Source organism: Variovorax sp. OV329, assembly GCF_900114785.1.
GTDB lineage: Bacteria > Pseudomonadota > Gammaproteobacteria > Burkholderiales > Burkholderiaceae_C > Variovorax.
The window spans coordinates 316,298-335,730 of the sequence record NZ_FOUG01000002.1; the positions used below are offsets into that span (position 1 = coordinate 316,298).

The window sequence follows — 19,433 nt, forward strand, 5'->3', positions numbered from 1 at the left end:
TTCGAGTGGGCTTCGAGCAATGGTCGAAGTGACAGGGCCTTCAGGCCGCCGGCGTCACGATGACCGTGTGCTTGTTCAGCGAACCCTTGGTGCGGAACGACACGTGGCCGTCCACCAGGGCGAACAGGGTGTGGTCCTTGCCCACGCCGACGTTGGTGCCGGGGTGGAACTGGGTGCCGCGCTGGCGCACGATGATCGAGCCTGCGCTGATCAGTTCGCCGCCGAAGGCCTTCACGCCGAGCATCTTAGGCTTGGAATCGCGCCCGTTTCGCGTAGAGCCGCCGCCTTTTTTCTGTGCCATGGTGTCCGCTCCTTAGCCGGCGATCGCGCCGATTTGCAGTTCGGTGAACTGCTGGCGATGGCCTTGACGTTTCTGATAGTGCTTGCGACGGCGCATCTTGAAGATGTGGACCTTGTCGTGCTTGCCGTGCGACAGCACAGTGGCCGTCACCGTTGCGCCGGACACCAGGGGCGTGCCAACCTTGATCTCGCTGCCGCTTCCGACGGCAAGAACCTGGTCGATCACGATTTCCTGGCCAACGTCCGCAGCAATCTGTTCTACTTTAATTTTTTCGCCGGAAGCAACGCGATACTGCTTGCCACCGGTTTTTATGACCGCGTACATGTTTAACCTCTAGGATTGGGGACCCGGGTAGGGCCCCTCGTGAGTCTTCGCGGACGAATTTCCACGAAGCCCAATATTCTAGCACGAAGGGGCTAACTGGGCACCAGGGCAGCCAGGCCCGGATTCCGGCAGGCCGGGGCACTTGTCAGCCACTTTCTATAATCGCGGGCTTCGGGCGACCTCGACGGCGCCTTTCTCACAATTCTTTGGCGCCAGGCGCCCCGCGATTTGCCAGTTCCCGCCGCATCCACCACCGCGTCCGTGCTCGGCCTCATTGCCGAGGACATGGACGAAGTCGACCGAGTCATCGCCAAGCGCCTGGACACGGGCGTGCCGCTCGTGGCCGAGGTCTCGCGCTACATCATCTCGGCCGGCGGCAAGCGCCTGCGCCCCGCCCTGCTGCTCCTGATGAGCCGCGCCCTAGGCTATCAGGGCGACCAGCAATTCAACCTTGCGGCGGTGATCGAGTTCATCCATACCGCGACCCTCCTGCATGACGACGTGGTGGACGAATCCACCCTGCGGCGCGGTCGCCCGACGGCCAACGAATCCTTTGGCAACCCGGCCAGCGTTCTGGTCGGCGACTTCCTCTACTCGCGCGCCTTCCAGATGATGCTGGACGCGCACGACATCCGCGTGATGGAGATCCTGGCCGACGCCACCAACGTCATCGCCGAGGGCGAGGTCCTGCAGCTCATGAACATGCATGACGCGGGGCTGGACGAGCACGCCTACCTGCGAGTCATCCGCTCCAAGACCGCCAAGCTCTTCGAAGCCAGCACACGCCTGGCGGCCGTGCTGTCCAAGTCGCCGCCGGAAATCGAAGAGGCCTGTGCCACCTATGGCCAGGCGCTGGGCACCGCCTTCCAGGTGATCGACGACGTGCTCGACTACGCAGGCGACGCGAACGAGACCGGCAAGAACCTGGGCGACGACCTGCGCGAAGGCAAGACCACCCTGCCCCTGATCCTGGCGATGCAACGCGGTACGCCTGAGCAGAGCCTGCTCATCAAGGCCGCGATCGAGGCCGGCGACACCGATCAGCTCCCGCAGATCGTCGCCATCGTGAAGCAGACGGGTGCGCTGGATGCAACGCGCGCCGCCGCCGCTGCCGAAGCGCAACGTGCAATCGATGCGCTTCGTTCGCTGCCGCGCAATGAGCACTCAGAAGGTTTGCTACAATTGGCGGCTCAGCTGACTGAGCGACGCGCCTGAAGTCAAAAGCAAGGGCCGCTTTCTCAAATCACTGCACTTCGGGGTGTAGCTTAGCCTGGTAGAGCGCTACGTTCGGGACGTAGAGGCCGGAGGTTCGAATCCTCTCACCCCGACCAGATTTCCTGTTCGCCCATGCGGCGGGCAGCGACATCCGGTCCAGCCGCCATCACATTCGCATCGCGCGGCATTCGCCGATTCACACCGCATAAGAAAAAAGCCCGGCTTCTCACGAAGTCGGGCTTTTTGCCATTCAGCCCTCACGGGCCGATTCAAGCGAAGGGGTCAGCGACCCGGCTTGAAGGCGCGCTTGGCCGGTTGGCCATCGCGCTGGGCAAAGCCGCGGCCACCGCCGTTGTGGTTGTTGCCGTGGCCGCGGTGTTGCGCGCCATCGCGCTGGCCTTCGCCCCAGCCCGGCTTGCGGCCATAGCCACCGCCCTCTTCACGCGCACCGCCACCACCGCGGTTGCCACCGAAGCCGTTGCCGCCACCGAAGCCGTTGGCATTGCCGCCGCCGAAGCCGCCGCCGTTGTTACCGCCGAAACCGCCGCCGTTGCCGCCGCTGAAGCCGCGACGATCGCCGCCGCCAAAGCCGCCACCGGAACGCTGGCCACCGCCGCCGAACTTGCGGTCACGCGAGTGGTGCTCGCGGTTCTCGCGGCCACGGCCACCGAAGTCACCCTGCGGGCGCGACTGCGGGAAGCGCTGCTGCGGCTCCAGGCCCGGAACGGTCTCGGCCTTGAACTGCTGGCGGCTGTAGGCTTCGATGTCGAAGATCTTGCGACGGTCGCGGAACTCGGCGAAGGTCACGGCCAGGCCCTGGCGGCCGGCACGGCCGGTGCGGCCGATGCGGTGCGTGTAGTCCTCGGCCTTCATCGGCAGGCCGAAGTTGAAGACGTGGGTGATGGTGGGCACGTCGATGCCGCGCGCGGCCACGTCGGTGGCGACCAGGATCTGCACCTGGCCATTGCGCAGCGCCATCAGGCGGCGGTTGCGCAGGCCCTGGCTCAGGGCGCCGTGCAACGCGACGGCGCTGAAGCCCTCTTGCTGCAGGTCGTTGGCCAGGCCGTCGCATTCGACCTGGGTGCTGGCGAACACGATCGCCTGGTTGATGCTGGTGTCGCGCAGCCAGTGGTCCAGCAGCTTGCGCTTGTGCTGGGCGTTGTCGGCCCAGAACATCACCTGCTTGATGTTGGCGTGCTTTTCCTGCGGCGAGTCGATCTGAACGCGCTGCGGCTCGCGCATGACGCGGGCAGCCAGCTGCTGGATGCGCGGCGCGAAGGTGGCGCTGAACATCATGGTCTGCTTGCGCGCGATGGTCAGCTGGTTGACTTCGGCCAGGTCGTCGGAGAAGCCCAGGTCGAGCATGCGGTCGGCTTCGTCCACCACCAGGAACTGCACCTGGTCGAGCTTGATCTGCATCGAGCGCTGCAGGTCCAGCAGGCGGCCGGGCGTGGCCACCACCAGGTTGGCGTTCTGCAGGCGTGCGATCTGCAGCTGGTAGGGCATGCCCCCCACCACGCTGGCGATGCGCAGGCCGCGGCAGTGCTGCACCAGGCCGACGGCGTCGTGCGCCACCTGCTGGGCGAGTTCGCGCGTGGGGCACAGCACCAGGGCGCCAGGCACGGCCGCCTTGAAGTGGCGCGTGTTGGTCGGGTCCTTGCGCTTAGGGCGCTTCGGTGCGGCTTCGCCGCGCGCAGCGGCCTCGTCGGCCTGGCGCTGGAATTCGAGGCGGGCAGCTTCTTCGGCAGCGGCTTGCTGCTGGATCAGCGTGTGCAGCACCGGCAGCAGGAAGGCGGCGGTCTTGCCGGAGCCGGTCTGGCTGGACACCATCAGGTCGACCAGGCCGTTGGCCTCGCTGCCCATGGCGAGCGGGATCACCTTGTCCTGGACGGCCGTGGGCTGGGTGAAGCCGAGGTCTTTGACGGCGGCGATCAGTTGCGGAGCCAGGCCCAGGCGCTCGAAGCCGTTGGGCTCGTTGGGCGCGGGGGCGGCGTCCAGCGCCTCGAGTTCGGGCGCGTCGGTGCCGACGTTGAAATCGGCGGATGCGGAAATGGATTGCGCGGGCACGAGTTCGCCCTGCGCTTCAAAAGCGTCGTTCATGAAAGAAATACTTTCTTGCACGCCAAGCGCAGGCCGTTGGCCCTTGCTGCATGCGGATGGTCAAAAAACATCAACCATCCGACGACAATCAGTCCGGCAAGGCAAACGCCGGGCTGCGGCCCATTTCGAGGGGCGCACTGTGCAAGATAGGGAGATGCGGGAAATTCGCGTTTCTTTTTCAACGTCGGCCGCCCGACTGTTGCGCGAAGCCTCGAATTATCGCATGTCCTGGGGTTTTTACCTAATCCTTCAAATTCAGGAGGGTGTCCCGGTAGTGCTCGAGCTCGTCGATGGACTCGTGCACGTCCGCCAGCGCCGTGTGGGCCTGCTGCTTCTTGAAGGCGTTGTAGGCCGCCGGCTTCCAGCGCTTGGCCAGTTCCTTGAGGGTGCTGACGTCCAGGTTGCGGTAGTGGAAGAAGGCCTCCAGCCGGGGCATGTACTTCACCAGGAAGCGCCGGTCCTGGCCGATGGTGTTGCCGCACATGGGCGAGCCGCTGCGGGGCACGTAGCGGGCGATGAAATCGATGAGTTGCTGCTCGGCCGCCGACTCGTCGATCGTCGAGGCCTTCACCTTGTCGATCAGGCCGCTGCGGCCGTGCGTACCCTTGTTCCACGCGTCCATCCCGTCCAGCACCTCGTCGCTCTGGTGGATCACCAGCACCGGGCCGTCGATGCGCGGCGTCAGGTTGGGGCCGGTGACCACTACGGCGATCTCCAGCAGCCGTTCCTTCTCGGGGTCCAGGCCGCTCATCTCGCAGTCGAGCCAGACCAGGTTCTGGTCGCTCTTCTTCAGGGTGGCCGCAGGCTGCGTGGCCGCGTCCGGAGTGGGCGCGGCGGGGGTCGGGTCAATGGATTCGGGCATCGGCCGATTGTCGTCGATGGCCTACACTGCGCCCCGCATGTCCGCCTCCCTCGCCCTGACCTACGTCTTCGCCGCCGCCCTGGCAGCCGGCCTGCTGCTGAAGTTCTGGCTGGCCACCCGCCAGGTGCGCCACGTGGCGCAGAACCGCGGCGCCGTGCCCGCCCCCTTCGACAGCACGATCAGCCTGGCGGCGCACCAGAAGGCGGCGGACTACACCGTGGCCAAGGGCCGCTTCGGCATCGTCGAGATGGCCTGGTCTGCCGCCGTGCTGCTGGCTTGGACGCTGCTCGGCGGACTGGACCTTCTCAACCGCGTCCTCGCGGACCAGCTGGGCGGCGGCATGTGGCAGCAGCTGGCCCTGCTCGCCTCCTTCAGCCTGATCGGCGGGCTGCTCGAGTTGCCCTTCTCGCTGTGGCAGACCTTCAGGCTGGAAGAGCGCTTCGGCTTCAACAAGATGACGCTGCGGCTCTGGCTGGTCGACGGCCTCAAGGGCATGCTGCTGGGCGCCGTCATCGGCCTGCCGCTGGCGGCGCTCATCCTGTGGCTGATGGGCGCGGCAGGCACGCTGTGGTGGGTGTGGGCCTGGGCCGTGTGGGTGGGCTTCAACCTGACACTGATGCTGGTGTACCCCACCTTCATCGCACCCCTGTTCAACAAGTTCAAGCCGCTGGACGACGCCACGCTCAAGAACCGCGTCACCGCGCTGATGAAGCGCTGCGGCTTTGCGGCCAAGGGCCTGTTCGTGATGGATGGCAGCCGCCGCAGCGCGCATGCCAACGCCTATTTCACCGGCTTCGGGTCCAGCAAGCGCGTGGTGTTCTACGACACGCTGCTGCGCCAGCTGAGCGCCGGCGAAGTGGAGGCGGTGCTGGCCCACGAGCTGGGCCACTTCAAGCACCGGCACGTGCTCAAGCGCATGATCGCCATGTTCGCGATGAGCCTGGCCGGCTTCGCGCTGCTGGGATGGCTGTCCTCGCAGGCCTGGTTCTACACCGGCCTGGGCGTGCAGCCCAACATGGCGGCGCCCAACGACGCACTGGCGCTGCTGCTGTTCATGCTGGCGGTGCCGGTCTTCGGCGTATTCGTCTCGCCGCTGGCCGCCATGCTCTCGCGCAAGCATGAGTTCGAGGCCGACGCCTACGCGGTGGCGCAGACCAGCAGCGCCGACCTGTCCAACGCATTGCTCAAGCTCTACCAGGACAACGCGTCCACGCTCACGCCGGACCCGGTGTTCGTCAAGTTCTACTACTCGCACCCACCGGCTTCCGAGCGCCTCGCGCGCATGGCGGTGGCATGACATCTTTTTCGAGGCCTTCGCCATGAGCAGCAGCATGTTCCAACCCAAGGTCTGGCAAGGCCAGACCCGCCGAGCATTGGGGGGCGCCGAAGCCGTCTCTGCGCTCGCGCGGCTCGAAGGCTGGAAGCTTTCCGGCGACGGCGCCAATGTGGCGATCGAGAAGAGCTTCCACTTCGCGAACTACTTCGAGACCATGGCCTTCGTGAACGCCGTGGCCATGGTCGCGCACGTGCAGGACCACCACCCGGACCTGTCGGTGCACTACAACCGCTGCGTCGTGCGCTTCAACACGCACGACGTGGGTGGCATCTCGGCCACCGACATCGACTGCGCCACGCGTGTCGATGCGCTGCTGGCGCAGTAAAGGCTCGCGCCAGCCCATGCCGCGCCAGCACGCACACGATCCGCATGGCCAGGCCCGCTAAGGCCGGCGCCCGCAACGCTGCCGCGAACGCGCAGCTGCAGCAGGGACTGGTGGTGGCCAGCCACGGCCGCCATTGCCTGGTCGAGACACCCGAAGGGCAGCGCCTGATCTGCCACCCGCGCGGCAAGAAGAGCCAGGCGGTGGTGGGCGACCGCGTGCTCTGGCAGGCCAGCCAGGACGAGGGCACGGTGGAAAAGGTCGAGCCGCGGCGCAACCTCTTCTACCGGCAGGACGAAATCCGCACCAAGTCCTTCGCGGCCAACCTCGACCACGTGCTGATCCTGATCGCGGCAGAACCGGAGTTCTCCGAGCACCAGCTGGCGCGCGCGCTGATCGCCGCGCAGGCCGAGGGCATCACGCCCATCATCGCGCTCAACAAGAGCGACCTGGTGGCGCCCTTCGAGCGTGCCTGGACCCGCCTGGCGCCCTACAGGCGCATGCACCACGGCGTGCTGCCGCTGTCGCTCACCTCCTCCGGCGAGATCGACCGCAAGTCCCTGCTCGAGCGCCTGCACGGAAAGACGACGCTGGTGCTGGGCCCTTCCGGCGCCGGCAAGAGCACCCTCATCAACCTGCTGGTGCCCGGTGCAGCCGCGCAGACCGGCGAGATCTCGCAGGCGCTCAACTCGGGCCGCCACACCACCACCAGCACCACCTGGTACTGGGTGGACCGCGAAGCAGGCACCGCGCTCATCGATTCGCCGGGCTTCCAGGAATTCGGCCTGCATCACATCGAAGCCACGCACCTGGCCCGGCTGATGCCCGACGTGGCCGAGTACGCCGGCGACTGCAAGTTCTACAACTGCACCCACCTGCACGAGCCCGGCTGCGGCGTCATCGCGCACGTGGAGGCGGGCGACATCAACGCCTCGCGCTACCGCATCTACGGCGAACTCTTCGAAGAACTGAGCCAGCCCCGCTTCCCATGAAGGTGCTGCTCTACTCGCACGTCTTCCATCCTTCCACCGGCGGGGTCGAGACCGTCTCCCGGACACTGGCCGAGGGGTTTGCGCAGCGAGGCATCGACTTCAAGCTGCTGACCAGCACGCCCGCGGACAAGGACCGCAGCGCCTTCCCATTCGAGGTGATCCGGACGCCCGACGCGGCTCGGGTGCGCGAACTGCTCGGCTGGGCCGACGTGGTGCTCTTCAACGGCGCCAGCCTGGCGCTGCAGCCCGCGTTGATCTTCTCGCGCAAGCCCTTCATCTGGGTGCATGTGGGCTACCAGGTCTCGTGCATCGACGGCCTGGGCTGGGTCGACGGCGTGGCCGCGCCGATGACGCCCTGGGCTTCACTCGGCTTCCACCTGAAGCGCAGCGGCCCGGCGAAGGCCATGGCCGGTGGCCTCAAGCTGCTGCTGCGCCGCATCGTGGCGAAGCGCTTCGTGGCCCGCCACGTCGCCATCACCCGCTGGATGGACGAGGCGCAGCCGCTCCCGCGCCAGGTGCAGATCTACAACCCCTTCCCCATCGACCGCTTCCGTGGCGCTGCGCCGGTGAGCGAGGCGCCCTACGACTTCGTCTACCTGGGCCGCATGGTGTCCGAGAAGGGCGTGGACACGCTCGTCGAGGCCTTCGCCCGCGTGGTCGGGCAGGCGCACGTGAAGCCGCGGCTGCTGCTCATCGGCGACGGCGACCGGCTGGCCGCGATGCAGCAGCTGGCGCGAACCCTGGGCGTCGAGGAACAGGTGCATTTCGCCGGCCGACAGAGCGGCCAGGCGCTGGTGGACTGGGTCGGCCAGGGCGCGCTGGGCATCGTGCCCTCGGCCTGGCAGGAGCCCATGGGCGGCGTGGCCATCGAGCTGATGGCCGCGGGGCGCGGGCTGATCGTGTCGGAGCACGGCGGCCTGGCCGAATGCGCGGGCGATGCCGGGCTGCGTTTTCCCAATGGCAATGCACAGGCGCTGGCCGAACGCATGCTGCAGGTTCTTGCCGAGCCCCACCTGCGCCACACGCTGGGCCAGCGCGCGCTTCAGCGTTCCGCACTCTTCACGCCGGACCGCTTCGTCGACCAGTACATCGAACTGCTGCGCGAGGCCTCGCGCAAGCGCTGATCAGGTTTCGGCCAGGACTTCCCGCAACGCGCCCACGAGGGCCGAGCATTGCTCGCGCGTGCCGATGCTGATGCGCAGGTACTGCTCGATGCGCGGCTGGCGGAAATGCCGCACCAGCACCTTGCGCTGGCGCAGCCCCGCCGCGAGCGCGGCCGCGTCACGGGACGGATGCCGCGCAAAGACGAAGTTGGCCTGCGAAGGCAGCACCTCGAAGCCCAGGTCCTCCAGTTCAAGCACCAGGCCTTCGCGCGTGTGGACCACGGCATCGCGCGTCTTCGTGAACCAGGCCTCGTCTTCGAGCGCGGCGGCGGCACCGGCCTGCGCAAGCCGGTCCAGCGGGTAGGAGTTGAAGCTGTTCTTCACCCGCGTCAGCGCGTCGATGAGATGCGCCTGCCCGCAGGCGAAGCCCACCCGCAGCCCGGCCAGCGAACGCGACTTGGACAGCGTCTGCACCACCAGCAGGTTGGCATGGCGCGCAATGAGCGGCATGGCGCTCTGGCCGCCAAAATCGATGTAGGCCTCGTCCACCAGCACCACGCGGTCCGGGCAGGCCCGCAGCAGCGCCTCGACGTCGGCCAGCGCAAGGCCGATGCCGGTAGGCGCGTTCGGGTTCGCCAGCACGATGCCTGCGCATCCTTGGCTTGCCCGTTCCGCCAGCGCCGGAACGTCGATGCGCAGCCGCCCGTCGACCCGCTGCAGTTCGGCATCGATGCCGTAAAGCTGCACGTAGACCCGGTAGAAGGTGTAGGTGACGTCCGGAAAGAGCAGCGGCTCGGCGCGCTGGAAGAAGGCGAAGAAGGCATGCGCCAGCACCTCGTCCGAGCCGTTGCCCGCGAACACCTGGTCGACCTGCAGCCCATGGCGGGCCGCCACCGCCTCGCGAAGCTGCAGTGATTCCGGGTCGGGGTACAGGGCCAGCTTGTCGCCTGCGGCGTGCTGGATGGCATCCAGCACCATCGGCGAGGGCGGATAGGGGTTCTCGTTGGTGTTGAGCTTCACCAGACCCGCGATGCGCGGCTGCTCTCCGGGCACGTAGGGTTCCAGCGCCCGCACGCGCGGGCTCCAGAATTCCTCGAGCGACGCCGGCATCAGCCCAGCAGGCGCGCCAGCGTCAGCAGCGCCAGCAGCACCAGCCACATCACCACCGAGCGCCACACCAGGCCCACCACGCTGCGCAGGTGGGCGGGCTCGGGCTCGCGCCCCGGCGTGCTGCCACCGTCGGTGGGCAGCGCGCCGATGATGGATTCGCCGGCCTGGGCGCGCTGCAGCGGGTCGAGCACCGGCTCGCTGCGCAGGACGCCGCCGCCCAGCCGCACGTTCACCGCCCCGGACGTGGCGGCCAGGATCACGCCGTCGTTCTCGTTGGGAAAGCGCTCGGCGTCATTGCGCCAGCAGTCGATGGCTTCCTCGAAGCTGCCCACCACCGCGAAGCCCAGCGCAGTGATGCGCGCGGGCAGCCAGTCGATGAGCGACCAGGCGCGCTGCGAGGCATCCTTGACGTGGGCACTCGCGGGTTGAAGGGCCCCGGCGCCCTTGTGCGCCCAGTAGCGCGCCACGAATTCGCTCATGCGATAGAACACCGCGCCCGCCGGCCCCAGGCCGATGGCCGCCAGGATGGAGAACCACGCCAGCACGCCGAACACATGGCGATGCGCCGCGATCACCGAATGCTCGATCACATGCCGCACGATCTCGCTGCGCGGCAGGTTGGCCGCGTCGATGTGCTGCCAGTGCGCCAGCAGCGAACGGGCCAGCGCCTCGTCGCCCTCCTCCAGTGCGTCGCGGATGCCGGTGAAATGGTGGCTGAACTGCCGGAAGCCCAGGGTGACATAGAGGATCGCGATGCTCCAGAGCACCGCAAAGGGCAGGCCCAGCGTGAGGATCAGCAGCCAGTGCACCGCCAGCGCCGCGACCGTGGGCACCAGCACCGCCAGGGACCAGGCCACCCAGCCGTGCTGCGGCTTGCCGGCGTCGAAGTTGCGGCTGATCCAGCGCGTCCAGTCCAGCACGCCTGCGTACACCGGGTTGTGATAGCCCAGGGGACGCACCTGTTCGATCAGCAGGGCGCACAGGATGGCGAAAAAGCTCATGCGTCGATGATAGCGACAGCCCATGTCGCCATCGAACGCTCCTCAGGCACTGAGGAAGCGGTAGAAGTTGCGCAGCATGCCGGCCGTGGCGCCCCACACGAAGCGCTCGAGCGCGCCGTCCTGGTAGGGCATGGAGAACCACTGCCGAGCGCTCATGCCCTCGCCCACCATCGCGTGACGGCGGTGGTGCGCGGGGTTCATCAGGAAGTGCAGCGGCACCTCGAAGGAGTCGGCCACCTCGTAGGGATTGAGCGTGAGTTCGAAGCCCGGCTTGACCAGCGCGACCACCGGCGTCACCACGAAGGAGGTGATGGTGGTGTAGGTGGGCAGGCTGCCCAGCACCTCGATGTATTCGGAGCGCAGACCCACTTCTTCCCAGGCCTCGCGCAATGCGGCGGCGGCAATGTTGGGGTCCGTCGGGTCGACGCGACCGCCGGGGAAGGCCACCTGGCCCGAATGCGTGCTCAGCTTGCTCGAGCGCTCGGTGAGCAGCACCGTGGGCACCTCGCGCAGCACGATGGGCACCAGGACCGCCGCCTGCGCGGGCACGCGGCCGTCCAGTTTGGGCTCGCGCCGGACCTCAGGCGTCCAGTGGGGCGGGTGCGCGAAGCGCGCTCGCAGCGCCTCGGGCGTGAGCCGCTCGGCATCCACCGCGGGCAGGTCGCTGTCCACCGCCACCACCGGCACGCCACGGGGGTCGAACACGGCCAACGACACGGCGTTGATCGGCTCGACGGGCTTGGTGGATGTGACGACGGGGGAAGCAGGACGGCTCAAGGTTGTGATTCTTTGTTGGATATGGATTAGGTCAGAAAAGCAAAAAGCCGCCATGACGGCGGCTTTTTGCAAAGGCTGGGCCTCTTCGGGGTAGCGGATTACGCGGCCGAAGCGTTGGCCTTGCCCGGCAGCTTTTCCTTGATGCGGGCCGAACGGCCGCTGCGGTCGCGCAGGTAGTACAGCTTGGCGCGGCGGACGTCACCGCGGCGCTTGACTTCGATACCGGCGATCAGCGGGCTGTAGGTCTGGAAGGTACGTTCCACGCCTTCGCCGCTGGAGATCTTGCGCACCGTGAAGCCGCTGTTCAGGCCGCGGTTGCGCTTGGCGATCACCACGCCTTCGTAGGCCTGCACGCGCTTGCGGCTGCCTTCGACGACGTTGACGCTGACGATGACCGTGTCACCGGGGGAGAATTCGGGGATCTTGCGGCCAAGGCGCGCAATTTCTTCCTGCTCGAGGGTCTGGATGAGGTTCATGTTTTCCTGCTCTCGATCGTGGCCGCGCTGCACTGAAGGCGGTCTCTCGGCAAATAATGCTGGAGCCCGCGGCCGGCCAGAGGATCGGGGAACCAAGGATTATAGCGTCTTTTTACTGAGCGCCGATTCGTCCAGCTTCGTGAGACGCCCAGCCTCCCGAGCCGCCTCCACCAGCTCCGGCCGCCTGGCCTGCGAGATGCTGAGGCGCTGGTCGCGCCGCCAGCGCTCGATGAGGGCGTGGTTGCCCGACATCAACGGCGCCGGAACCGACTGTCCCTGCCAGGTTTCCGGCCGGGTGTAGTGCGGGCAGTCCAGCAGGCCATCCAGGGCCGGGTTGAAGCTGTCCTGCACATGGCTGGCCTCGTCGCCCAGCACGCCCGGCTGCAGGCGCGCCACGGCGTCCAGCAGGGCCAGCGCGGCGATCTCGCCGCCCGACAGCACGAAGTCGCCCAGGCTCAACTGGTGCGTGACCCGGGTGTCGATGAAGCGCTGGTCGATGCCTTCGTAGCGGCCGCACACCAGCACGGCGCCGGCACTGGCCGACCACTGCTCCACCACCGAGTGGCGCAGGCGCTCGCCCAGGGGCGAGAACAGCACGACCGGGGCGCCATCGTTGCCGCGGGCGGCCTGGGCCGCATCCAGGCAGGCCGACAGGGGCTCGGCCATCATCACCATGCCCGGGCCGCCGCCGAAGGGGCGGTCGTCCACGCGGCGGTAGTTGCCGGTGGCGAAGTCGCGCGGGTTCCACAGCACGAGTTCGACGAGCTTGGACTCGAAGGCGCGCCGGGTCACGCCGCTTTCGAGGAAGGGCGCGAAGAGTTCGGGAAAAAGCGTGAGGACGTCGAAGCGCATGGCGCGCGGCGGCCTCAGAAGTCGGCCTGCCAGTCGACCAGGATGGTGCGGCCGGCCAGGTCGACCTTGTCGACGAAGGCACCGACGAAGGGAATCATCCGCTCCACCGGCTTGGCGTTTTCGCCCTCGCCGGGCAGTTCCAGCACGAGGGTGGTCTGCGGCCCGGTGGCCAGCAGTTCGCGCACGGTGCCCAGGGCCACGCCCTCGCGGTTGACGACTGCCAGGCCGATCAGGTCGACCCAGTAGTACTCGTCGTCACCCACGGAGGGGAAGCTGGAACGCGGCACGAACACGCGGGCACCCCGCAGTGCCTCGGCGGCATTGCGGTCAGGCACCTCGGGCGAGGTGGCGACGATGCAGTCGGAATGTTCCTTTGCCTCGGAGATGGGGAGGCGGAACGCGGCGGTGGCCCCGGCAACCGCTCCGGGCGGCTTGAGGAACCAGCGCTTGGAAGAGAAAAGCGCCTCGGGTTGGGCGCTGTGGGGCAGGACCTTGAACCAGCCCTTGATGCCCCAGGCATCGGCGATACGCCCGACTTCGATGGCGTCCGCCGGCAATTCGGCGGCTTCGAGCGCGGGCAGCATGACCGTATGCGGCGGCGCTTAGGCGGCGGCCTTGGGGGCAGCCGAAGCGGCCTGCTTGATCAGGCGGGCAACGGTGGGCGAAGCCTGGGCGCCGACGCCTTGCCAGTACGCGAGGCGGTCCTGGGCGATGCGCAGGCCCTCTTCCGTTTCCTTGGCGGTGGGGTTGTAGAAGCCCAGGCGCTCGATGAAACGGCCGTCGCGGCGAACGCGCTTGTCGGCAACGACGATGTTGAAGAACGGACGGCCCTTGGAGCCGCCGCGGGAGAGTCGAATCACGACCATGATTTATCCTTCGGGTGGTGCTGATGGCGTGTTCTTGCAAACAAATTGCACTCGAAGCCATCAGCAGTTTTTCCTTCAGCGTTGAGACACGCGACTAGGCCACCCGGCCAGCGACACGCTGAAAAGCCCTCGATTATAGCCTGAGCGCTGTTTTTCCATGCCATCGATCACCATCCGACCCAGCCAGGACGACGACGTCGCCCAGATCACCGCCATCTACGCCCACCACGTGCTGAACGGCACCGGCACCTTCGAGACCGAGCCCCCGAGCCCCACCGACATGGCCGCGCGCCGTGCCGACGTGCTGTCCAAGAACCTGCCCTACCTGGTGGCCGAGGAAGACGGCAAGGTGCTGGGCTTTGCCTACTGCAACTGGTTCAAGCCGCGGCCCGCCTACCGCTTCTCGGCCGAGGACTCGATCTACATTGCCGATTCGGCCCGCGGCAAGGGCGTGGGCGCCCAACTGCTGGCCGCCCTGGAAAAGGCAGCCGAGGCCGTCAACGTGCGCAAGCTGATCGCGGTGATCGGCGATTCGGCCAACGTGGGCTCGGTGGGCGTGCACCGCAAGCAGGGGTTCAGCCAGGTCGGCGTCATCAAGGACTGCGGCTGGAAGTTCGGCGAGTGGCGCGACATCGTCCTGATGGAAAAGGTCATCGGCGCCGGCAGCAGCGAACGCCCGGAATGAAGAACAAGACGCTGGCCGCCTGGCTCGCCTTTCTTGGCGGCCCGCTGGGCCTGCACCGCTTCTACCTGCATGGCCTGGGTGACTGGGTGGGCTGGCTGCTGCCCATTCCCACCGCCCTGGGCCTGTACGGCATCGAGCGCGCGCGGATGTTCGGGCTGGACGACGGCCTGAGTTGGGTACTGATCCCCTTCCTGGGCTTCACCATCGCGGCCTGCGCGCTCACCGCCATCGTCTACGGCCTGATGACGCCGGAGAAGTGGAACGCGCGACACAACCCGCAGGGCGCGGCCGACGCACCGGCTGGCCGCACCGGCTGGCTGACCATCGGGGCGGTGGTGGTGTCGCTGTTCATCGGCGCCACGGTGCTGATGGCGAGCATTGCCTTCAGCTTCCAGCGCTACTTTGAGCACCAGGTCGAGGAAGGCCGACGGATGTCGCAGTGAGGCGGCCGGCGCGGGCCGGCTCGTACCTGTCGCTCAGGCCGGGACGGCCAGCGGATTGAGCACCGGCTCGCCAACCTTCGTGAGCGTGTTCCGATCCGTGTGATGGAAAGGCTCGGCCTGCCCGCGGATCTGCATCACGGTGTCCTGGTCGTAGCTCCAGCTGCCGTCGGCGTGGAACTGCACCTCGATACGCCAGTCCGTCGTCGTGAAAGCATGCTCGATGAAAGGGTTGGAGACGATGCCGTTGACCAGGCTGCCGCGCACCGCGCGCAACTCGAAGCGGTCCGCATCGGCGCTGGCCTGCCCGGACGCCATGGCCACCTGGCCGCGCGGAATCGCCAGCGTGTGCATCACGGTGGACGTGGCCGGCTCCCACAGCCAGAAGCCCACCTGCTCGTGGTACATCTTCGTGAAGCCCGGCTTGTGGATGAAGGTGTGATAGCGCAGGCCGTAGAGCAGTTGCGGCCCGTTGGTCTGCGGGTCGACGGGATGCAGCGCGTAGCGCTCCACGTAGACCTGCGTCTTCGGCCCCTGCGCCTTGGGCTTGACGTCCACGCCCTTCTCGCCCGTCCACACACCGGCCATCCTGCGCAAGGGCCCCAGGTTGGCCAGCGTGTTGCCGTCCAGCGGCGAAGGCTCGGTGTAGATGTCGTCGGGGAAGCTGACGGCAGTGTCGGACGAGGAAGTCGGGGGCATGCGAGTTCTTCTTTTTCGGGTTGAATTTGCGCCCGACTGTAGCCGCATGCGGGCCGTCCGGAATCCGCCATTCGAGCCGGATCCTTGCCGCCCGCGCGGCCCTGGGTTCAGAACAGCTGCAGGCTGATCCAGTAGGCGATGGCGGCCACGAAGGCGCTGGCGGGGATGGTGAAGATCCACGCCCACACGATGTTGCCCGCCACGCCCCAGCGCACCGCGCTCATTCGCTGCGCCGCGCCCACGCCGACGATGGCGCCGGTGATGGTGTGCGTGGTCGACACCGGAATGCCGAGGAAGGTAGCCAGAAACAGGGTCAGCGCCCCGCCCGTTTCCGCGCAGAAGCCACCCACGGGCTTGAGCTTGGTGATCTTCTGGCCCATGGTCTTGACGATGCGCCAGCCGCCGAACATGGTGCCCAGCGCGATGGCCGTGTAGCAGCTCACGATGGTCCAGGCCGGCGGTGCCGCCTCGCCGGCTCCGGCGTGGCCCGTGGCGATCAGCAGCATCCAGATGATGCCGATGGTCTTTTGTGCGTCGTTGCCGCCGTGGCCCAGGCTGTAGGCGCCGGCCGAGACCAGCTGCAGCCGGCGAAACCAGCGGTCGACCCGGGAAGGCGTGGAGCGTCTGAACACCCAGGCCACCGCCACCATCATCAGCGCGCCCAGGAAGAAGCCCAGCACCGGCGAGACGAAGATGAAGGCCACCGTCTTCAGGATGCCCGGCGCCAGCAGTGCGCTGGAGCCCGCCTTGGCCATCACCGCGCCCACGATGCCGCCGATGAGCGCATGCGAGGAACTGCTGGGGATGCCGTAGTACCAGGTCACCAGGTTCCAGGTGATGGCGCCCAGGAGCGCCCCGAAAACCACGTGGACGTCCACCACGCCGGGCTCCACGATGCCCTTGCCCACGGTGGCCGCCACGCTCAGGTGGAAGACGCCGATGGCCAGCAGGTTGAAGAAGGCGGCGAACAGCACCGCCTGCCCCGGCTTGAGCACGCCGGTGGAGACCACCGTGGCGATCGAGTTGGCGGCGTCATGGAAGCCGTTCATGAAGTCGAAGGCCAGCGCAAGGCCCACGAGCAGGATCACCAACCACAGGCTGGCCTGGACTGTCGTCATGGCAGGGGGCTCAGGAATTCTCGAGGACGATGCCCTCGATCACGTTGGCGACGTCCTCGCACTTGTCCGTGATGGTCTCGAGCAGTTCGTAGATGGCCTTGAGCTTGATGACCTCGCGCACGTCCGGCTCCTCGCGAAAGAGCTTGCTCATGGCGCTGCGCATCACGCGGTCGGCATCGGATTCGAGGCGGTCGATTTCCTCGCAGGCCTTGAGCGTGGCCTCGGCGGTGGCCGGGTCGGCGATCTTGCCCAGGAACTTCACCGCGTCCTTCACCCGCTCGCAGCACTTGACCGACAGGCTGGTCAGGCGCGCGATCTCCTCCGTCATGTGCCGCACGTCGTACAGGGCCATGGTCTCGGCCGAGTCCTGGATCAGGTCGGCCACGTCGTCCATGGTGTTGATCAGCTTGTGGATCTGCTCGCGGTCGATCGGCGTGATGAAGGTCTTGTGCAGCAGGCGGTTGACGTCATGCGTCACGCGGTCGGCGGCGCGCTCGGCGTTGTCGACATCGCGGTTGTACTGCTCGCGCAGGTGCAGGTCGTTGTAGTTCGCCACCAGTTGCTCGAAGGCGTGGCCCGCCTCGACGATGCGCTCGGCATGCTGGTTGAACATCTCGAAAAAATTGCCCTCGCGGGGCAGCAGCTTGCCGAACATGGCGTGAATCCCTTTGGTCTTTTGTGTCAGTTTGATGACAGGGCGCGAACCCGCGAGTGTAAAGGGCCCGGGTAAACCCAGGCAGCTTCCTGCCGGCACGACGCCAGCAGCCTGGCGGTGGCGGCCGTCCTAGAGGCGCTCGATGGCCTGGTCCGTCACGGCGGCGAGCTGCGCGGGCGAGACCCGCTTCGGGGCAATCTCCGCCAAGGGGACCAGGACGAAGGCCCTCTGGTGCATGCGCGGGTGCGGCAGGGTCAGGACAGGCGTGTCGAGCACCGTGGCGCCGTGCATCAGCAGGTCCAGGTCCAGCGTGCGCGGGGCGTTGCGGTAGGGGCGCTCCCGCCCGGCCGCCAGTTCCAGCGCCTGCAACCGGGCCAGCAGGTCCAGCGGTGCCAGGTCGGTCTCCAGTGCCACGACGGCATTGACGAAGTCGGGACCGCCGGCATCGACCGGCGCCGTGCGGTACAGCGAGGAACAGGCTGCCAGCCGGCTTTGCGGCAAGCGGCCCAGGGCCTGGATCGCGCCTTCGACCGCCTGCCGCGCGTCGCCGAGGTTGGCGCCGATCGCGACGTAGGCGGTCTGGGTCATTGACCGCTTTCTGCCGCGCCGCTGTCGCCGCCGCCGCCGCCACCACCGCTGCGCGGCTTGCGGCGGCGCCGGCGCTTGCGCGGGGCGCCGGAGGCACCCTCACCCTCGCCGACCTCGCTGGTGACGGCGGATTCGGCCTCGGCCACCTCCCCCGCCTCGGATGCGGATGCCGCATCCGCCTCACGCGTCTTCGGCGCGCGGGCATGCACGCGGCGGCCCTTGTGCTGCTCCTCGCGCACCTGGTCCAGCAAGTCCTGGCGGCGCATGTCGTCGGCGGTGCTGAATTCCTGCCACCACTCGGCGATCGCCTCGCTCACCTCGCCCACGTCGGCGCGCAGGCGCATGAAGTCGAAGGCGGCACGGAAGCGCGCCTGTTCCACCAGGCTGTAGGGCGTGGCGCCACTGCGCTTGTCGAAGCGCGGCTGCATCATCCAGATCTCGCGCATGTCCGCGGCCAGCTTGCCGCGGCCCGACACGTCGCCGATGCGGGCGTTGAAGACGTCGTCGATCGAATCCTGCAGCGCCGGGAACGGCGCCTGGCCGCGCTGGCCATGGCGGCCTTCCATTCGCTGCGCCCAACCGTCGCGCACGTCCTTCCAGAGCACGCAGGCCAGCAGGAAGCTGGGCGCCACCGGCTTGCCCTCGCCGACGCGGCGGTCGGTGTCCTGCAGGGCGGCCTTGACGAAGGGCAGGTCGGCCCGCTCCACCACCACGTCCAGCAGCGGGTAGATGCCGCGCTCCAGGCCCAGGGTGCGCAGCTGCGCCACCGTGGCCACCGCATGGCCGGTCTGCAGCAGCTTGAGCATCTCGTCGAACAGGCGGCTCTGCGGCACGTCGGCCAGCAGCTTGCTCATCTCGACCAGCGGGGCGGCCGTCTTGGGCTCCAGCTTGAAGCCCAGGGCGGCGAGCTTGGCCGAGAAGCGGATGGCGCGGATGATGCGCACCGGGTCTTCGCGGTAGCGCGTGGCGGGGTCGCCGATCATGCGCAGCATCAGCTTCTTCGCGTCCTTCAGGCCGTTGTGGTAGTCGACCACCAGCTCGCGGGCCGGGTCGTAGTACATGGCGTTGACGCTGAAGTCGCGGCGCGCCGCATCCTCGTCCTGCGGGCCCCAGACGTTGTCGCGCAGCACGCGGCCGCTGGCGTCCACCGCATGCTTCATGGCGGCCAGCTCGCCCTTGCTGGTGCGCTCGTTGCCGGCCACCTGCTCGGCCGCCGCGTTGTCCATGTAGGCGCGGAAGGTGGAGACCTCGATCACCTCGTGCTCGCGCCCGCGGCCGTACACCACGTGCACGATGCGAAAGCGCCGGCCGATGATGAAGGCGCGGCGGAACAGCGCCTTGACCTGCTCCGGCGTGGCATTGGTGGCCACGTCGAAGTCCTTGGGCCGCAGGCCCAGCAGCAGGTCGCGCACCGCGCCACCCACCACGTAGGCCTCGTAGCCCGCCTGCTGCAGGGTGGTCACGACATTCTTGGCGCGTTCGTCCACGAGCGACGGGTCGATGCCGTGCACGCTGGCCCCGTGCTCCTGGCGCTTGCCGAAACGGGCCTTGGCGCCGCTGTCGCCGGATTTGCCCAGCAACTTGTCGATGAATTTCTTGATCATTGGATTT

23 protein-coding genes and 1 tRNA gene are annotated in these 19,433 nt (G+C 67.6%); 8 read left to right on the top strand and 16 right to left on the bottom strand.

What is annotated here, in order from left to right; all coding sequences use genetic code 11:
• Window positions 1-40: 40 nt before the first annotated feature.
• Together rpmA and rplU are read right to left on the bottom strand one after the other, a co-directional pair.
• On the bottom strand, window positions 41-301 hold the full coding sequence (gene rpmA / locus BM345_RS04240) for a 50S ribosomal protein L27 (RefSeq protein WP_093375867.1): 261 nt from the start codon (window positions 299-301) through the stop codon (window positions 41-43).
• Window positions 302-313: 12 nt separating this feature from the next.
• On the bottom strand, window positions 314-625 hold the full coding sequence (gene rplU / locus BM345_RS04245; protein WP_093375869.1) for a 50S ribosomal protein L21: 312 nt from the start codon (window positions 623-625) through the stop codon (window positions 314-316).
• 228 nt (window positions 626-853) lie between these two features.
• On the opposite strand from rplU, the gene BM345_RS04250 reads away from it, so the two are divergent.
• Window positions 854-1,840, top strand: a complete 987-nt coding sequence (locus BM345_RS04250; RefSeq protein WP_093375871.1) for a polyprenyl synthetase family protein — start codon at window positions 854-856, stop codon at window positions 1,838-1,840.
• Between the two features lie 39 nt (window positions 1,841-1,879).
• Window positions 1,880-1,956 (top strand) — tRNA-Pro (locus BM345_RS04255).
• A gap of 166 nt (window positions 1,957-2,122) precedes the next feature.
• Here BM345_RS04255 and BM345_RS04260 read toward each other — a convergent pair.
• Window positions 2,123-3,940: a DEAD/DEAH box helicase gene (locus BM345_RS04260; protein WP_093375873.1), complete on the bottom strand. Its 1,818-nt coding sequence runs from the start codon at window positions 3,938-3,940 to the stop codon at window positions 2,123-2,125.
• A gap of 241 nt (window positions 3,941-4,181) precedes the next feature.
• Window positions 4,182-4,802, bottom strand: a complete 621-nt coding sequence (gene orn, locus BM345_RS04265) for an oligoribonuclease (RefSeq protein WP_175544897.1) — start codon at window positions 4,800-4,802, stop codon at window positions 4,182-4,184.
• A gap of 37 nt (window positions 4,803-4,839) precedes the next feature.
• Between orn and BM345_RS04270 the strand changes: the two genes are divergently transcribed.
• Genes BM345_RS04270 through BM345_RS04285 form a run of 4 tightly spaced genes read left to right on the top strand, consistent with a single transcriptional unit; the run spans window position 4,840 to window position 8,576 of the window.
• Window positions 4,840-6,099, top strand: coding sequence for a M48 family metallopeptidase (locus BM345_RS04270; protein ID WP_093376246.1), 1,260 nt, complete (start codon window positions 4,840-4,842; stop codon window positions 6,097-6,099).
• 22 nt (window positions 6,100-6,121) lie between these two features.
• Window positions 6,122-6,463 (top strand): 4a-hydroxytetrahydrobiopterin dehydratase, encoded by a 342-nt coding sequence (locus BM345_RS04275; protein WP_093375875.1) that lies wholly within the window; start codon window positions 6,122-6,124, stop codon window positions 6,461-6,463.
• Between the two features lie 44 nt (window positions 6,464-6,507).
• Complete coding sequence (rsgA, locus tag BM345_RS04280) at window positions 6,508-7,452, top strand: ribosome small subunit-dependent GTPase A (RefSeq protein ID WP_093375877.1); 945 nt, start codon at window positions 6,508-6,510, stop codon at window positions 7,450-7,452.
• Complete coding sequence (locus BM345_RS04285; protein WP_093375879.1) at window positions 7,449-8,576, top strand: glycosyltransferase family 4 protein; 1,128 nt, start codon at window positions 7,449-7,451, stop codon at window positions 8,574-8,576. Before rsgA ends, BM345_RS04285 begins: the two co-directional genes overlap by 4 nt.
• Here the strand turns inward: BM345_RS04285 and hisC are convergent, their stop codons facing one another.
• From hisC to rpsP, 7 genes are all read right to left on the bottom strand, one after another.
• Complete coding sequence (gene hisC, locus BM345_RS04290) at window positions 8,577-9,665, bottom strand: histidinol-phosphate transaminase (protein ID WP_093375881.1); 1,089 nt, start codon at window positions 9,663-9,665, stop codon at window positions 8,577-8,579.
• Entirely contained in the window at window positions 9,665-10,666 is a 1,002-nt protein-coding gene (locus tag BM345_RS04295; RefSeq protein WP_093375883.1) for a CobD/CbiB family protein, read from the bottom strand. Before BM345_RS04295 ends, hisC begins: the two co-directional genes overlap by 1 nt.
• 42 nt (window positions 10,667-10,708) lie before the next feature.
• On the bottom strand, window positions 10,709-11,383 hold the full coding sequence (locus BM345_RS04300) for a CoA pyrophosphatase (RefSeq protein WP_368086475.1): 675 nt from the start codon (window positions 11,381-11,383) through the stop codon (window positions 10,709-10,711).
• 158 nt (window positions 11,384-11,541) lie between these two features.
• Window positions 11,542-11,919, bottom strand: coding sequence for a 50S ribosomal protein L19 (gene rplS, locus BM345_RS04305; protein WP_093375887.1), 378 nt, complete (start codon window positions 11,917-11,919; stop codon window positions 11,542-11,544).
• A gap of 99 nt (window positions 11,920-12,018) precedes the next feature.
• Window positions 12,019-12,771: a tRNA (guanosine(37)-N1)-methyltransferase TrmD gene (gene trmD, locus BM345_RS04310; protein ID WP_093375889.1), complete on the bottom strand. Its 753-nt coding sequence runs from the start codon at window positions 12,769-12,771 to the stop codon at window positions 12,019-12,021.
• A 14-nt stretch (window positions 12,772-12,785) separates the two neighbouring features.
• Window positions 12,786-13,355 carry a ribosome maturation factor RimM gene (rimM, locus tag BM345_RS04315; protein ID WP_093375891.1) on the bottom strand — a complete coding sequence of 190 codons (570 nt, stop codon included), beginning with the start codon at window positions 13,353-13,355 and terminating at the stop codon, window positions 12,786-12,788.
• 18 nt (window positions 13,356-13,373) lie between these two features.
• Window positions 13,374-13,637, bottom strand: coding sequence for a 30S ribosomal protein S16 (gene rpsP / locus BM345_RS04320; protein ID WP_093375893.1), 264 nt, complete (start codon window positions 13,635-13,637; stop codon window positions 13,374-13,376).
• 157 nt (window positions 13,638-13,794) lie between these two features.
• Here rpsP and BM345_RS04325 point away from each other — a divergent pair, with 157 nt between their 5' ends.
• Together BM345_RS04325 and BM345_RS04330 are read left to right on the top strand one after the other, a co-directional pair.
• Window positions 13,795-14,322: a GNAT family N-acetyltransferase gene (locus BM345_RS04325; protein WP_093375896.1), complete on the top strand. Its 528-nt coding sequence runs from the start codon at window positions 13,795-13,797 to the stop codon at window positions 14,320-14,322.
• The gene (locus BM345_RS04330) at window positions 14,319-14,765 is read left to right on the top strand and encodes an NINE protein (protein ID WP_093375898.1); all 447 of its coding nucleotides are present in this window, start codon (window positions 14,319-14,321) and stop codon (window positions 14,763-14,765) included. The genes BM345_RS04325 and BM345_RS04330 overlap by 4 nt, the downstream gene beginning before the upstream one ends.
• A gap of 33 nt (window positions 14,766-14,798) precedes the next feature.
• On the opposite strand, the gene BM345_RS04335 is transcribed toward BM345_RS04330, so the two are convergent.
• From BM345_RS04335 to pcnB, 5 genes are all read right to left on the bottom strand, one after another.
• Window positions 14,799-15,461: an FABP family protein gene (locus tag BM345_RS04335; protein ID WP_093375900.1), complete on the bottom strand. Its 663-nt coding sequence runs from the start codon at window positions 15,459-15,461 to the stop codon at window positions 14,799-14,801.
• 107 nt (window positions 15,462-15,568) lie between these two features.
• The gene (locus BM345_RS04340) at window positions 15,569-16,579 is read right to left on the bottom strand and encodes an inorganic phosphate transporter (RefSeq protein WP_093375902.1); all 1,011 of its coding nucleotides are present in this window, start codon (window positions 16,577-16,579) and stop codon (window positions 15,569-15,571) included.
• A gap of 10 nt (window positions 16,580-16,589) precedes the next feature.
• Complete coding sequence (locus BM345_RS04345) at window positions 16,590-17,234, bottom strand: DUF47 domain-containing protein (protein ID WP_093375904.1); 645 nt, start codon at window positions 17,232-17,234, stop codon at window positions 16,590-16,592.
• A 129-nt stretch (window positions 17,235-17,363) separates the two neighbouring features.
• Window positions 17,364-17,822, bottom strand: a complete 459-nt coding sequence (folK, locus tag BM345_RS04350) for a 2-amino-4-hydroxy-6-hydroxymethyldihydropteridine diphosphokinase (RefSeq protein WP_093375906.1) — start codon at window positions 17,820-17,822, stop codon at window positions 17,364-17,366.
• On the bottom strand, window positions 17,819-19,426 hold the full coding sequence (gene pcnB / locus BM345_RS04355) for a polynucleotide adenylyltransferase PcnB (protein WP_093375908.1): 1,608 nt from the start codon (window positions 19,424-19,426) through the stop codon (window positions 17,819-17,821). Before pcnB ends, folK begins: the two co-directional genes overlap by 4 nt.
• Window positions 19,427-19,433 lie beyond the last annotated feature (7 nt).